This is a genomic window from Nocardioides sp. BE266, assembly GCF_031457855.1.
Lineage (GTDB): Bacteria > Actinomycetota > Actinomycetes > Propionibacteriales > Nocardioidaceae > Nocardioides.
Genome location: NZ_JAURTI010000002.1, coordinates 95,090 through 108,975 on the forward strand (window position 1 = coordinate 95,090; position 13,886 = coordinate 108,975).

At 72.4% G+C, this 13,886-nt stretch carries 15 protein-coding genes; 10 read left to right on the forward strand and 5 right to left on the reverse strand.

From position 1 onward, the window contains the following. Nucleotides 1-98: 98 nt before the first annotated feature. Nucleotides 99-1,088: a DNA-binding response regulator gene (locus tag J2X46_RS04760; protein WP_310247531.1), complete on the forward strand. Its 990-nt coding sequence runs from the start codon at nucleotides 99-101 to the stop codon at nucleotides 1,086-1,088. A gap of 10 nt (nucleotides 1,089-1,098) precedes the next feature. Here the strand turns inward: J2X46_RS04760 and J2X46_RS04765 are convergent, their stop codons facing one another. Then, a complete protein-coding gene (locus J2X46_RS04765; RefSeq protein ID WP_310247532.1) occupies nucleotides 1,099-2,010 on the reverse strand; it encodes a YegS/Rv2252/BmrU family lipid kinase in 912 nt (303 codons plus the stop codon). Between the two features lie 195 nt (nucleotides 2,011-2,205). Between J2X46_RS04765 and J2X46_RS04770 the strand changes: the two genes are divergently transcribed. The 5 genes from J2X46_RS04770 to purB all read left to right on the forward strand — a co-directional run bounded on the left by J2X46_RS04770 (nucleotide 2,206) and on the right by purB (nucleotide 7,820). Then, nucleotides 2,206-3,489 (forward strand): adenylosuccinate synthase, encoded by a 1,284-nt coding sequence (locus J2X46_RS04770; protein WP_310247534.1) that lies wholly within the window; start codon nucleotides 2,206-2,208, stop codon nucleotides 3,487-3,489. 39 nt (nucleotides 3,490-3,528) lie between these two features. Continuing rightward, on the forward strand, nucleotides 3,529-4,395 hold the full coding sequence (locus tag J2X46_RS04775; RefSeq protein ID WP_310247536.1) for an alpha/beta hydrolase: 867 nt from the start codon (nucleotides 3,529-3,531) through the stop codon (nucleotides 4,393-4,395). Nucleotides 4,396-4,439: 44 nt separating this feature from the next. Further along, nucleotides 4,440-5,708 carry a phosphoribosylamine--glycine ligase gene (purD, locus tag J2X46_RS04780; protein ID WP_310247538.1) on the forward strand — a complete coding sequence of 423 codons (1,269 nt, stop codon included), beginning with the start codon at nucleotides 4,440-4,442 and terminating at the stop codon, nucleotides 5,706-5,708. A gap of 110 nt (nucleotides 5,709-5,818) precedes the next feature. Continuing rightward, nucleotides 5,819-6,385: a TetR family transcriptional regulator gene (locus tag J2X46_RS04785; RefSeq protein WP_310247541.1), complete on the forward strand. Its 567-nt coding sequence runs from the start codon at nucleotides 5,819-5,821 to the stop codon at nucleotides 6,383-6,385. A gap of 7 nt (nucleotides 6,386-6,392) precedes the next feature. Beyond that, nucleotides 6,393-7,820, forward strand: coding sequence for an adenylosuccinate lyase (purB, locus tag J2X46_RS04790; RefSeq protein ID WP_310247543.1), 1,428 nt, complete (start codon nucleotides 6,393-6,395; stop codon nucleotides 7,818-7,820). A gap of 125 nt (nucleotides 7,821-7,945) precedes the next feature. Here the strand turns inward: purB and J2X46_RS04795 are convergent, their stop codons facing one another. Further along, nucleotides 7,946-9,379: an MFS transporter gene (locus J2X46_RS04795; protein WP_310247546.1), complete on the reverse strand. Its 1,434-nt coding sequence runs from the start codon at nucleotides 9,377-9,379 to the stop codon at nucleotides 7,946-7,948. A 152-nt stretch (nucleotides 9,380-9,531) separates the two neighbouring features. On the opposite strand from J2X46_RS04795, the gene J2X46_RS04800 reads away from it, so the two are divergent. The 3 genes from J2X46_RS04800 to J2X46_RS04810 all read left to right on the forward strand — a co-directional run bounded on the left by J2X46_RS04800 (nucleotide 9,532) and on the right by J2X46_RS04810 (nucleotide 11,287). After that, the gene (locus J2X46_RS04800; RefSeq protein ID WP_310247548.1) at nucleotides 9,532-10,032 is read left to right on the forward strand and encodes a hypothetical protein; all 501 of its coding nucleotides are present in this window, start codon (nucleotides 9,532-9,534) and stop codon (nucleotides 10,030-10,032) included. 19 nt (nucleotides 10,033-10,051) lie between these two features. Further along, complete coding sequence (locus J2X46_RS04805) at nucleotides 10,052-10,321, forward strand: acylphosphatase (protein ID WP_310247551.1); 270 nt, start codon at nucleotides 10,052-10,054, stop codon at nucleotides 10,319-10,321. Between the two features lie 87 nt (nucleotides 10,322-10,408). Further along, nucleotides 10,409-11,287 carry a hypothetical protein gene (locus tag J2X46_RS04810; RefSeq protein WP_310247552.1) on the forward strand — a complete coding sequence of 293 codons (879 nt, stop codon included), beginning with the start codon at nucleotides 10,409-10,411 and terminating at the stop codon, nucleotides 11,285-11,287. Between the two features lie 3 nt (nucleotides 11,288-11,290). Here the strand turns inward: J2X46_RS04810 and J2X46_RS04815 are convergent, their stop codons facing one another. After that, nucleotides 11,291-12,274, reverse strand: a complete 984-nt coding sequence (locus J2X46_RS04815; RefSeq protein WP_310247555.1) for a sulfotransferase — start codon at nucleotides 12,272-12,274, stop codon at nucleotides 11,291-11,293. A 134-nt stretch (nucleotides 12,275-12,408) separates the two neighbouring features. Here J2X46_RS04815 and J2X46_RS04820 point away from each other — a divergent pair, with 134 nt between their 5' ends. Continuing rightward, the gene (locus J2X46_RS04820; RefSeq protein WP_310247558.1) at nucleotides 12,409-12,960 is read left to right on the forward strand and encodes an antibiotic biosynthesis monooxygenase; all 552 of its coding nucleotides are present in this window, start codon (nucleotides 12,409-12,411) and stop codon (nucleotides 12,958-12,960) included. Here the strand turns inward: J2X46_RS04820 and J2X46_RS04825 are convergent. Both J2X46_RS04825 and J2X46_RS04830 read right to left on the reverse strand, forming a co-directional pair. Then, complete coding sequence (locus tag J2X46_RS04825) at nucleotides 12,957-13,469, reverse strand: hypothetical protein (protein ID WP_310247561.1); 513 nt, start codon at nucleotides 13,467-13,469, stop codon at nucleotides 12,957-12,959. The genes J2X46_RS04820 and J2X46_RS04825 overlap by 4 nt on opposite strands. Further along, nucleotides 13,466-13,882, reverse strand: a complete 417-nt coding sequence (locus J2X46_RS04830) for a hypothetical protein (protein ID WP_310247563.1) — start codon at nucleotides 13,880-13,882, stop codon at nucleotides 13,466-13,468. Before J2X46_RS04830 ends, J2X46_RS04825 begins: the two co-directional genes overlap by 4 nt. Nucleotides 13,883-13,886: the final 4 nt, after the last annotated feature.

Sequence of the window (13,886 nt, forward strand, 5' to 3'; positions counted from 1 at the left end):
CGCGTCGCACACCCCCGCACGCGACTGGTCGATCAAGTATGGGGTGGCCGGTCGCTGCCACACGGGTCGTGAGTGCCGCTGGCACTAAACTGCCAGCCATGCCCGGTGATCCGTCCTCCGTCCTCGCGGCGCTCGGCCTCGACCGGGCGACCGAGCACCTCTACTTCCGGCTGGTCCCCGTGTCGGGCCACACGCTCACGGGCGTGGCCCAGCTCGTCCCGGTCGAGCCGGAGAAGCTGCTGCGCGACCTCACGCCGCTGACCGACCGCGGACTGGTCGTGGTGACCGACGACCGCGTCGTCGTACCTCCCCTGGCGGAGGTGCTCTCGGAGCTCGTCCTGCACGAGGCGCGCACGGCCGCGGTGTCCGCCACCAAGCTGGCCGAGCTGTCGAGCGCGGTGCCGCACCTGGTGGCGGCGACGACCCGCCCGGACCGCCAGAACCTCAGCGAGGTCCACCCCCTCGACGGCGAGCTCAGCTCCGGCGGCAACCCGCTGGAGCTCCTGCAGCTCATGCTCAGCACCAGTCGCGGCGACATGCTGTGGCTGCGGCCCGACGCCTGGGCCATGCCGCGCGAGTCGCGGGTGAGCGAGATGCTGGCCGAGGCCATGGCGACGGGGCGCCGGTCGCGGGCGATCTACCCGGCGCGCGCGCTCACGGAGGCGCCGGAAGCCCTGCGTGTGCGCGCACGGCTGGGCGAGGAGATCCGCGTGATGTCGGAGGTGCGCACCCGGATGTTCATCCTCGGCGACGCCCACGCCGTGCTCCCCGAGCCGCTCGGCTTCGTCGACGAGCCGCGCGTGCACATCCGGCAGCGCTCGATCGTGGCCGCCCTGACGATGTGGTTCGAGTCGATGTGGGCGAGCGCCGCTCCGGTCCCCGAGCTCGAGTCGGGCGACATCAGCCTCGACGGACGGCAGTTCCTCCTCGAGCAGCTCATGGCCGGCGCGACCGACGAGGTCATCGCCCGCAAGCTCGGCATCGGCCTGCGCACCGTCCGCCGGCGGGTGGCGTCGCTGATGTCCGAGCTCGGCGTGGACACCCGCTTCCAGGCCGGCGTGGAGGCGGTCCGACGCGGCTGGCTCTGAGCGAGTCTGCTCAGGGCAGGATCATGGAGTACGCCGCCGGCTCGAGGCGCCAGCTGCGGCTGCGCTCGGGCCCGGAGATCTCGCCGTCGGCCGACAGCCAGAACTCGTCGCCGCTGACCTTGACGGTCCGCCCGCGCAGGGTGACGACGTCGTCGCGCTCGTCGTGCTCGCCCTTGCGGAGGCGGGCGACGTAGCCGAGCTTGGCGAGCGGCTTCACCGCGCGGCTGATCATCACGTCGAGCATGCCGTCCTCGGGGTCGGCGTCGGGGTTGAGCTCCGTGCCGCCGCCGACGTTGCCGCCGTTGCCGATCGCCACCATCAGGACGGGCCGGTTCACGTCGTTGACGACCTTCCCGTCGAGCTCGACCCGCAGCCGCCAGTTCGGCGGGTGGAAGGCCGACATCGCGGCGCCGATCGGGTAGCCGAGCTTGCCGAGGTTGACCTTGCCGACGCCGATCGAGCCGAGCCGGGTCTTCCAGGTCGCGCCCTTGCGGCTGGCCTGGGCGCCGACCCCGACGTGGACGTTGTTGACCACGATGCTGCCGGTCTCGTCGACGAGCAGGTCGACCGTGCGGGCCTCGCCGTCGAGCACGAGGCGGGCGGCGTCCTCGATCTCCAGCGGGATGTCGTTGCCGCGGGCGAAGTCGTTGCCGGTGCCCATCGGCAGCAGCGCGAGGGTCGAGCCGGCGAGCTCGTGGCGCTTGTAGAGGGCCGTGACGACCGCGTGCATGCTTCCGTCGCCGCCGGCCACCACGACCGTACGACCGCCGGCGCGGTGCAGGACGCCGTCGAGCTCACCGGGGTTGGACGTCTTGGCGACCTCGACCGAGGCGTCGGTCCGCAGGATCTCGAGGGCCGTGGCCAGGCGCTCCTCGTCGGAGGTCCCGGCGTCGGCGTTGGTGATGACGAGCAGCGATCGCACGGCCGGACACTAGCCCACCGGCCCGCGAGCGCTGTCCACCCTCAGGGGGTGCCGCTCGTCCGGGCCAGGTCCGCTGGCTCGGCAGGCCGGTCGAGGTGCGGTAGCGTGGCGTCGCAAGAGCCCCGGTGCCTTGTGCCGGGGCTTTCTGCATTTCCTGCACCGTTGATTTCTGCCGAATGACAGAGGAGGGCTGAGATGCCCGCGATCGTCGTGCTCGGCGCCCAGTGGGGCGACGAGGGCAAGGGCAAGGCCACCGACCTGCTCGCCACCACCGACCCGATCGACTTCGTGGTCCGCACCAGCGGCGGCCACAACGCCGGTCACACCATCGTCGTCAACGGCGAGAAGTACGCCACCCACCTGCTGCCCAGCGGCATCCTCACGCCCGGCGCCACCTCGGTGATCGCCGGCGGCGTGGTCGTCTCGCCCGAGGCGCTCTTCCGCGAGCTCGACGGGCTCGTCGAGCGGGGCGTGGAGGTGGCCGACCTCAAGGTCAGCGCCAACGCCCACGTCATCGCGAGCTACCACGCGACGATCGACAAGGTCACCGAGCGTTTCCTCGGCAAGAACCAGATCGGCACCACGGGCCGCGGCATCGGCCCGGCCTACGCCGACAAGATCAACCGGGTCGGCGTGCGGATCGCCGACATCTTCGACGAGAAGATCCTGACCCAGAAGGTCGAGGCCGCGCTCGACGTCCGTAACCACCTGCTGACCAAGGTCTACAACCGCCGCGCGATCGAGGTCGACGCGGTGGTCGAGGAGCTGACGTCGTACGCCGACCGGTTGCGGCCGATGGTCTGCGACACCTCGCTGCTGCTCAACCGGGCGCTCGACGCCGGCCAGACCGTGCTCTTCGAGGGCGCCCAGGCCACGATGCTCGACGTCGACCACGGCACGTACCCCTTCGTCACGTCCTCGAACCCGGTCGCCGGCGGCGTCTGCGTCGGCGCCGGCATCGGGCCCACGCGCATCGACCGGGTCATCGGCGTGATCAAGGCCTACACGACCCGCGTCGGCTCCGGCCCCTTCCCGACCGAGCTCTTCGACGAGGACGGCGTGCAGCTCCAGCAGCTCGGTGGCGAGATCGGCGTCTCGACCGGCCGCACGCGTCGCTGCGGCTGGTACGACGCCGTGGTCGCGCGCTACGCCAGCCGGGTCAACGGACTCACCGAGTTCTTCCTCACCAAGCTCGACATCCTCGGTGCCTGGGACCGGATCCCGGTCTGCGTGGCCTACGAGATCGACGGCCAGCGGGTCGAGGAGATGCCGATGACGCAGACCGAGTTCCACCACGCGACGCCGGTCTACGAGTACTTCGACGGCTGGAAGAGCGACATCTCCGGGTGCCGCTCGTTCGACGAGCTGCCCAAGAACGCGCAGATCTACGTCCAGGCGCTCGAGGAGATGTCGGGCGCGAAGATCTGGGGCGTTGGCGTGGGCCCGGGTCGCGAGCAGACTGTGGTGGTGCACGGCTGACCCCAGCCTCGGGTCGCCACGAGGAAAGGGACCCGCGCCATGACCGGCACCATCACTCCCCGCGAGGCCGCCGAGGTCGAGCGGGTGAACGCGTCCGGCCGCCGGCCGGTCCTCCTGGTCCACGGCCTCTGGTTGCTCGCCGGGAGCTGGGATGCGTGGATCACGCTGCTCGAGCAGCGCGGCTACGCCGCCCTCGCGGTCGACTGGCCGGGCGACCAGGCCGACCACGCGGCCGCGCACGCGAACGCGGACAGCCTGTCCGGGGTCGGCGTCGGCCAGGTGGCCGACCACGCCGCCGAGGTGGTCGGCGCGCTCGCCCACAAGCCCGTCGTCATCGGACACTCCTTCGGCGGGCTGCTCGCGCAGATCATCGCCGGCCGTGGCCTGTCGCTCGCGACGGTGAGCATCGACCCCGCGCCCAGTCGCGGCGTGCTGCCGCTGCCGTTCTCGGCACTGAAGGCGTCGTTCCCGGTGCTGGGCAACCCGGCCAACCGCAAGAAGACCGTCACGCTGACCTTCGAGCAGTTCCGCTACGGCTTCGCCAACGCGGTCGACGAGGCCGAGGCCCGCCGGCTGTACGACACCTTCCACACGCCTGCTCCGGGCCGTCCGCTCTTCCAGGCCGCGACCGCCAACCTCGACCCGCGCACCGAGGCGCAGGCCGACAAGCGCAGCCCGCGGCGCGGCCCGATGCTGGTGGTCTCGGGCGAGAAGGACAACATCGTCCCGTGGGCGCTGGCCAACGCCGCCTACAAGCAGCAGCGCAAGAACCAGCACGCTCCGACGGAGATCGTCGAGATCCCCGGGGTCGGCCACTCGCTGGTGATCGACCGCCACTGGGAGGCCGTTGCCGAGGCGTCGCTGGAGTTCCTCGCCCGGCACGGCGGCGGCCCCACCGAGTCCTGAACGGCCGGTCGGCGCCTGCGACGCCGCCGATAGGCTCGGCTCCCGTGAAGACCCTCGTCATCGGCACCGGCGGCCGCGAGCACGCCCTCGCCCTCGCGCTCGCGCGCGACCCTGCGGTGACCGAGGTGCACGCCGCTCCCGGCAACCCCGGCATCGGAGCGGTGGCCACCCTCCACGACGTCGACCCGATGGACGGCTCCGCCGTCGCGGCGCTCGCGACGTCGATCGGCGCCGACCTGGTCGTCGTCGGTCCCGAGGCCCCGCTCGTGGCCGGCGTGGCCGACGCGGTGACCGGTGCCGGCATCGCGTGCTTCGGCGCGTCGCTCGAGGCGGCACGGCTCGAGGGCTCGAAGGCCTTCTCCAAGGACGTCATGGCCGCTGCCGGGGTGCCGACCGCCGGCTCGCGCACGTGCACCACCTCCGACGAGGTGGCCGCGGCACTCGACGCCTTCGGTGCGCCGTACGTCGTGAAGGACGACGCGCTGGCGGCGGGCAAGGGCGTCGTCGTCACCCGCGACCGCGACGAGGCGCTGGCCCACGCCGCCGGGTGCGACCGGGTGGTGGTCGAGGAGTTCCTCGACGGGCCGGAGTTCTCGCTGTTCGTGGTCTGTGACGGCACGGTGGGGCGCCCGCTCGTCCCTGCCCAGGACTTCAAGCGGATCTTCGACGGCGGCCGCGGCCCCAACACCGGCGGCATGGGCTCCTACGCCCCGCTGACCTGGCTGCCCGACGGCACCGTCGACCTCGTCATGGAGCAGGTCGTGGCGCCGACCCTCGCGGAGATGCGCCGCCGTGGCGCGCGCTACGTCGGCTGCCTCTACGTCGGGCTCGCCCTGACCTCGGCCGGCCCGAAGGTCATCGAGTTCAACTGCCGCTTCGGCGACCCCGACATCCAGCCCGTGCTCGCGCTGCTCACCTCGCCGCTGGGTGCGTTGCTCTCCGCGGCGGCGGCCGGTGAACTCGGCGCGGCGCCCGAGCCGACCTTCGCCGACGGTGCCGCCGTCTCGGTCGTGATGGCCAGCGCCGGCTACCCCGAGGGCTCCAGCAAGGGCGACGTCATCATCGGCACGGAGACCCTCCTCGACGAGGACGACGTCGACGTGATCCACGCGGGGACGGCGCGCACGGAGGCCGGGCTGGTGACCGCCGGCGGCCGGGTGCTCGCCGTCCGCGCGACCGGCACCGACGTCGCCGACGCCCGCGCGAAGGCGTACGAGGGGATCTCGAGCATCAGCTTCCCGGGCGCGCAGTGGCGTCGCGACATCGCCGCCGAGCCGCTCGGCGCCGTGGAGGGTGCGGCCGTCCTCGAGTGACGGCTGCGCGTCGGGCACCCGGAGCCGCTCGTCGGTGCCGTGCTCCCGGCGTGGTCGAGGGTGTGGACGACGGACTGAACAACTGGACGGTTGGTTGATAAGTTCCGGCCATGGCACGCGACGCGGAGGCGACGAAGCAGCGCCTCCTCGAGGCGGCTGCTGCCGAGTTCGCCGAGCTCGGCATCGCCGGCGCCAGGGTCGACCGCATCGCCGTCGCTGCGCGGACCAACAAGGCGCAGATCTACCACTACTTCGGCAGCAAGGACGGGCTCTTCGAGGCCGTCCTCGCCGCGCTGCTGCAGGACGTGCTGGAGTCGGACCCGTTCGACGCCGACGACCTGCCGGAGTCGATGGGGCGGATCTTCGACCAGTTCGAGGACGACCCGTCGCTGGCCCGGCTGGCCACGTGGTACCGGCTCGAGCGCTCGGGCGACGACCCGCCCCATGCCGCGATCGTGCAGGCCAACTCCAGCAAGCTGGCGGCGATCCGCGCCGCCCAGCGCGCGGGCCGGGTCACCGACGCCTTCCCCGCCGACGTGCTGCTCGGCCTGCTGATCAGCGTCGCCACGTCGTGGGCCTCCCTGCCGCCGGAGTACATCCCGTCGGCCCGCAACAACACCCGGCCCAAGCGCCGGGCGTCCGTGGTGGAGGCGGCGCGCCGGCTCGTCTCCCCGTGATGGGAGAATGAGGGCCGTGAGCGTCCCCAACGTCCTGGCCACCCGCTACGCCGGCGCCGACCTCGCCGAGATCTGGTCGCCCGAGCACAAGATCGTCCTCGAGCGCCAGCTGTGGATCGCCGTGCTGAAGGCCCAGCGCGACCTCGGCATCGACGCCCCCGACGGAGTCGTCGAGGCCTACGAGTCCGTCGTCGACAAGGTCGACCTCGACTCGATCGCCGCGCGCGAGCGGGTCACCCGCCACGACGTGAAGGCCCGCATCGAGGAGTTCTCCGCCCTCGCCGGGCACGAGCACATCCACAAGGGCATGACCTCGCGCGACCTCACCGAGAACGTCGAGCAGCTCCAGGTACGTCGCTCGCTCGAGCTGGTGCGCGACCGCGCCGTCGCCGCCCTGGTCCGCCTCGGCCGCCTGGCCGCCGAGCACGAGGCCACCGTGATGGCCGGCCGCTCCCACAACGTCGCCGCCCAGGCCACGACGCTCGGCAAGCGCTTCGCCACTGTTGCCGACGAGATGCTCATCGGCGTCCAGCGGGTCGAGGAGCTGCTCGCCCGCTACCCGCTGCGCGGCATCAAGGGCCCGATGGGCACCTCCCAGGACATGCTCGACCTGCTCGACGGCGACGCCTCGCTGCTGGAGCAGCTCGAGGAGCGGGTGGCCGCCCACCTCGGCTTCGAGCAGGTGCTGACGAGCGTCGGACAGGTCTACCCGCGCTCCCTCGACTTCGACGTCGTCGCGGCCCTCGTGCAGATCGTCAGCGGTCCGTCCAACCTCGCCACCACCGTCCGGCTGATGGCCGGCCACGAGCTGGTCACCGAGGGCTTCAAGGAGGGCCAGGTCGGCTCGTCCGCGATGCCGCACAAGATGAACACCCGCTCCTGCGAGCGGGTCAACGGCCTCGCGGTGATCATCCGCGGCCACCTGTCGATGGTCAGCGAGCTCGCCGGCGACCAGTGGAACGAGGGCGACGTCTCGTGCTCGGTCGTGCGTCGAGTCGCGCTGCCCGACGCCTTCTTCGCCACCGACGGGCTCTTCCAGACCTTCCTCACCGTGCTCGACGAGTTCGGCGCCTTCCCGGCGGTCATCCAGCGCGAGCTCGACCGCTACCTGCCCTTCCTCACCACCACCAAGGTGCTGATGGCCGCGGTCCGCAACGGCGTCGGCCGCGAGGCCGCCCACGAGGCGATCAAGGAGGCCGCCGTCGGCACCGCGCTCGCGATGCGCGCCGGCCAGGCCGACAACGACGTCTTCGCCAAGCTCGCCGCCGACGCACGCCTCGGTCTCACCCGCGACCAGATCGACGCGCTCGTCGCCGACCCGATCGAGTTCACCGGTGCCGCCGTGGCCCAGACCCGCGCAGTCGTCGCCCGGATCGAGGACCTCGCCGCGCGCCACCCCGACGCAGCGTCGTACGTCCCGGGCGCGATCCTGTAGTCGCTCACCGCTGCCCACGCTGGCGTACTTGTCAGGCTCTCGCTGAACTTGTCAGGCCGTGCACGGGCCGACATGTTCAGCGATCCCCGGTCAGCCGGGGATCGCTGGAAGAGGCAGCAAGGGCCTCAGTCGCCGAGCCGCCAGGACCGTACGGCGGCAGCCAGCGCCACCGACAGGACCAACAGCGCCGCCAACAACGCCGAGCGTGCCGCGACGGGGGCGGACGTCACGGCATTGACCGACTGGTAGACCGTCATCAGCAGCGCGGCGCCGAACGCCGAGCCGATCCGCTGGCCGGTCTGCAGCGCTCCGCCCGCGGCTCCGCCCATCCGGGGCGGGACCTCGGACAAGCTGAGGGTGAAGTTGGGGGAGATGACCCCGCCGCCGCCGATGCCGGCGAGGAACATGGCGGGCGCGAGGGTCCACCACAGGGCGTCCGGCGGCGACGTCACCAGCCACGCGGCGAGCGCGGTGCCGGTCATCATGACCGAGAGCGCGACGAGGGTGACGCGGCGCCCGAACCGCCCGACCAGGCGCCCGGCGACCGGTGACGTGACGGCGGCGCCGAAGGCGAACGGCGTCATCAGCAGGGCGGTCCGCAGTGGGGTGAAGCCCTCGCCCTCCTGCAGGTGGACCGACAGCACCAGGAAGATCCCGGTGAAGCCGGTGAAGTAGAGGGTCCCGACCAGGAGGCCGTTGGCGTAGCCCGGCAGGCCGCGCAGCAACGAGACGTCGAGGAGCGGTGGGCGACCCAGCCGGACGGTGCGCACCTCCCAGCGTACGAACGCCCACGCCAGGGGCGGGAAGGCCAGCAGGAGCAGCAGCGGGAGGCCGGCCCCGCCCTCGATGCTGATCAGCGGGAAGAGCACGGAGAGCACGGCCAGCCCCAGGAGCAGGGCGCCGGGGAGGTCGACGCGCGGGTCCTTCTCGGCGTCGTCACCGCCCGGGTTGTCGGGAACGAGACGACGGATCAGGACCAGCGCCACGAGCCCGATGGGGACGTTGACGAGGAAGAGCGAGCGCCAGCCCTGCTCGTCGCCGAGCAGCGCGATGAGGGCGCCGCCGATCAGCGGGCCCGTCGCGGAGGCGACCGCGACCGTGAAGCCGAACATGCCGAACGCCCGACCGCGCTCGGGTCCGCGGAACAGCTGCTGGATCAGCCCGGAGTTCTGGGGCGTGAGCAGGCCCGCACTGGCGCCCTGCGCGAGCCGGGCCAGCACGATGGCAGCGGCGTTGGGAGCGAGCCCGACGGCCGCGCTCGAGACGATGAAGCCGACCAGCCCGATCGTCATCAGCCGGCGCCGGCCGTGGGCGTCGCCCAGGCGCCCGCCCGCCACGAGGGTCATGCCGAAGGCCAGGGCGTAGCCCGACACCACCCACTGGACGGTGGCTGCGCTGGTGTCGAGGCCGGCGCGGATCGACGGGACGGCGACGTTGACGATCGTGACGTCGAGCAGCGACATGAAGCCGACCACCAGCGAGACCGCCAGGATCCGCCAGCGCCGGGGGTCGGGCTCGTACGTCGCGTCGGCGGCGTGGTCCCGGGTCTGCTCGGTCATCCTCGCCAGCCTCTCACCACCGACCTGAGCCCCGGCCCACCCGCCGGAGCGGGGTCCGAGCGCCCCGACTGGACCACTGGTCCAGCCCGTTTGCCACCCCTCCCGGGAGTCGGAAGGCTGGCCCCACCACGGACGAAGGGCTGGGGGAGAAGATGCGCAGGATCGGGTGGCGGCGCGCCGCGGGAGCGGTGGTGCTGGTGGCGGCGACCGGGCTGGTCGGCGGCTGCGGCGGTGACTCCGCGGGCGACAAGGCCGGCGAGAAGCTCGCCGAGCAGGCCCTCGAGGACGCCGGTGAGGACGTCGACGTCGACATCGACGGCGACGAGGTCACCATCGAGGGCGAGGACGGCACCGTGAAGGTCGGCAGCGGAGAGGTGCCCGACGCGTTCCCCGACGAGCTGTCCATCGTCGACGGCGACGTGCTCTCCTCGGTCGACACCCCGGACGGCGCGATGGTCACCGTCGCGAGCGACGACGCGGTGGCGGCCTTCGACCAGGCCGTCGCGGACCTCGAGGCCAACGGCTGGACCAAGCAGCAGGTCACCGAGACCGGCGAGTCCCGCCTGGCGATGTACTCCAAGGGCGACCAGTCGGCCATGGTCGTGGCCGACGGCACGACCGGCCAGGTGACCTACACGATCGGCGCCGGCTGATCCGTCGCATGATGGGGGCATGAAGGCGGTCCAGGCACGGGTCAGTGGCCGGGTCCAGGGGGTCTCGTTCCGGTGGTACACGCAGGAGCAGGCCCGCTCGCTCGGCGTCGCCGGCTGGGTGCGGAACGAGCCCGACGGCTCGGTGCTCGTCCACGCCGAGGGCGATGCCTCCGCCGTTGATGCCCTCGTCGCGTGGTGCCACGACGGACCCTCGATGGCGCACGTCACCCACGTGGCCGTCCGCGAGGCGAGCCCGAGCGGTGCGACGACCTTCGCGACACGCTACTGACCCACCAGCCCCTGCCGCGGGTCAGTGCACGCACGCTCGCTCGGGCACCTCTCAATGTGCATCAGCCTTGTCGACTATCGTGGGTCCATGACGACGAGCACGGTCATCCCGCCGACCTACGACGACGTCGAGGTCGTCGTTCCCGCGCCCGGCGTCGGCGCCGGCAACTGGGCGGGGGCGGCCAGCGCCGTCCTGGTCGACGGCGTCTTCTGGCTCACCTGGCGCGTGCGCCGGCCGCTCACCGACGGCCGAGGCGTGTCCGTGGTCGTTGCCCGCTCCGACGACGGGATCTCCTTCGAGCAGGTCGCCGAGGTCTCGCGCGAGGCGTTCGGCGCCGAGTCGTTCGAGCGGCCGGCGCTGGTGCCGCTGATCGGGGGCGGCTGGCGGCTCTACCTCTCCTGCGCGACCCCGGGCTCGATGCACTGGTGGGTCGACAGCCTCACCGCCGACACCGTCGAGGACCTGCCGGAGGGTCGGCGCCACGTGGCGCACGCCGGCGACGAGCACACCGGCGTCAAGGACCCGGTCGTCACCGTGGGCGCGGACGGCTACGAGATGTGGCTGTGCTGCCACCCGCTCGACGAGCCCGGCCACGAGGACCGGATGACGACCCGGCGGCTGACCAGCGCCGACGGCCTGGACTGGCAGGACCACGGCGAGGTGCTCGCCGGCCGCGAGGGCCGCTGGGACGCGCGCGGTGCCCGGGTGTCCGCGGTCCTGCCCGACGGCACGGTGCTGTACGACGGTCGCCCCGACGCGGAGTCGAACTGGTTCGAGACGACCGGGGTGGCGACGTGGGACGGTGCAGCCCTGACCCGCACCGAGCACCCGCCGATCTCCTCGCCCCACTCCGACGGGGCCTTCCGCTACGCCACCGCGGTGCCGCTGCCCGACGGTCGGGTGCGCTACTACGTCGAGGCGGCCCGTCCCGACGGGGCGCACGACCTCGTCACCTGCGTGCGCTGACCTCTACAAGCGAGCGCTGATCGGCGTCACGGTCGCGCGCTCCTCGTAGGACCCGCGGCTCTCGGGGGAGAGCCAGTCGTCGAAGCGCTGCCCGGTCAGCTGCTCCAGCAGCGCGATGTCGTCGGCGTACGACTCCACGAGGCGCTCGCGGGTGCCGGCATCGAGCTTGGGCCGGTGCGCGTGGCGGCCGTCGCCGAGGAGGGCGACGAGCGACGGGTGCACGGCCCGCCAGACCTGGGGCGGGGCGAACTGGCCGAGGCGGGCGCCGCCGCGCACCACCGGACCGAGCACGCGCGGGCGCCAGCCCGGGGAGACGAAGCTGCGGGAGTTGTCGCGCGGGATCGCCTCGACCAGTCCCTCGCGGATCCCGAGGAAGCGGCTGACCCGGTCGACGGCGATGCGCGGGTCGTCGACGAGCTCGCGGTAGCGCAGCACGAGCACCCGGTCGGGGTCGACGTGGCGGAGGAGGTGGTCGAGCTGCTCGCCGTAGCGGCCGAGCTCGCGGTAGCGCCAGAACGGTGCCCACCCGGCCCGCACCCGCTCGTCCTCGCGGCCGAAGGCGGTCACGAAGTCCGGCTCGGGCTCGAGGCCGTCGGACCAGAGGTGCATCCAGTTGCTGTAGGCGCGGTCGATCGGGTCGCGCACGACCGCGATCACCTTGACGTCGGGCAGGGCTTCGCCGATCCGGCGGTGCGCGCCGCGGCTCCACATGTAGAAGGGCGTGCTCTCGCCGCGGACCTGGTGGGCGGCGGCGGGCTCGAAGAGCGGGAAGTACTGGTCGACGCGCCAGATCCACTCCTGCTGCGAGTGCTTGTCGCCGGGGCCGCCCCACGCCGGCGGAGGTGCGCCGTCGCAGAGCCAGTACTTCGGCTCCTTCGGCGTCGAGACGAACACGTCGGGGTGCTGGGCCAGGGCCGCGTGCAGGGCGGTGGTGCCGGCCTTGGGCGCGCCGATCACGAGGAAGTCGGGTCGTGGTGCTCGGGTCATCTGCGTTCCCCTCCCAGGGCGTCGGACTGAATCTAGAGTAAGTCAGTCGACAAATGCAGAACCAGAGGTGGAGTGGGCGGGATCTCGTCGTCCGCGGCTTCACTCCCGGCGACCCCGCGCCCGAGACTGGAGGCATGACCGCCCCCGTCACCGTGTCCGTCACCCGCCACGTCGACCCGTCCCAGACCACGCAGATGCTCGCGTGGATGCAGGCGGGCACGTCGATGGCGGAGAAGTTCGACGGCTTCCTCGGCTCCGGGTGGGTGCGGCCGGGCGTGGACTCGCCCGACTGGCACATGCTCTACCGCTTCGCCGACGCCGAGTCGCTCGCGGCGTGGGAGGCCTCCCCGCAGCGCGCCTGGTGGCTCGAGGCGGCGCAGGGGGACGTCGAGGAGAGCCGACGCGAGCGGCGTACGGGAATCGAGGGGTGGTTCGACGAGCCCACCTCGATCGAGGCGACGCACGCGGTCCCCGCGCCGCCACCGCGGTGGAAGCAGATGGTCATCATCTTCATGGGCTTCTTCCCGGCCAGCCTCGCGGCCAACTGGGTCATCGCGCACAGCGTCGTCGGCGGCTGGGCGCTGCCGCTGCGGGTGCTGGCGTCAGTGGCGGTGCTGATGCCGCTGATGACCTACGTCGTCCTGCCGTGGATCACGCGCAGGATGTCGTGGTGGCTGCACCGCTAGCTGCGTCGGCGTGAGCGGTCGAGCCGGGCGCGCACGCGCTCCTTGGCCTGCCGCTCCTTCTCCGCGAACCGCTCGGGGTTGCGCTTCCTCGCCGTCCACTCCCAGATCTTCGCGAGGGCCACGAGCCACGGCACGAGCAGAGCCGCGATCCACCCGAGGGTGCCGATCCACGAGAACTCCTCGCTGATCTCCCACGAGTCCGGCGAGGTCTCGTGCACGTGGACGGTGTCGCCGGGGCTGGGCGACCAGAACCACCTCTGCTCGGCCGACGCGGCGTGCTCGGTGCCGTCCTCGAGCCGGAAGCTGATGCTGCGCTCGCGGCGACGGTCGTTGTTGCTGACCCGCGGGCTGGTGCCGCCGACGTCGGTCACCACCGCCGGCTGGTCGTCGGCCGTGACGTGCCGCACGGTGTCGCGCACGAAGAAGCCCAGCAGGACGGTGCTCGCCGCCAGGACGACGAGCGAGAACACCCACGCCAGCAGCGGGGTGACGCGATAGCTGGCCCTCATCGGCCGTCGGCGTCCCGGAGGCGCTCGAGCTCGGCGTTGAGGACGTCGAGCTCGCGCTGCTGCTCGGCCATCTCGGGGTCGGTCGCCATGGTCGCGGCCAGGTGGTCGAGGTTGGCGGTGATCATCTGGCGCACCCGGATGCTGCTGGGGTGGTCGTCGGAGCCGTCGCGGACCGCCTCCCAGGTCGTCTCGCCCCGGTCGACGCGCTGCTGGACGCGCTGGACGTCGGGCCCGTTGTCGCCGCGGCGGTTGGCCTCCTCGCGCTCCGTACGACGACCGGCCGCCTCGGTCTTGAACTGCGCGTGGCTCCGGCGGATCGAGGCCGTGAGCGCCCGGATGTCGGCGACCGCCGCGCGGCTGGCCTCGTTGGAGCGTCGTACGGCTGCGCGCAGCTGGGGATCGTTGCGGTCCATGGTG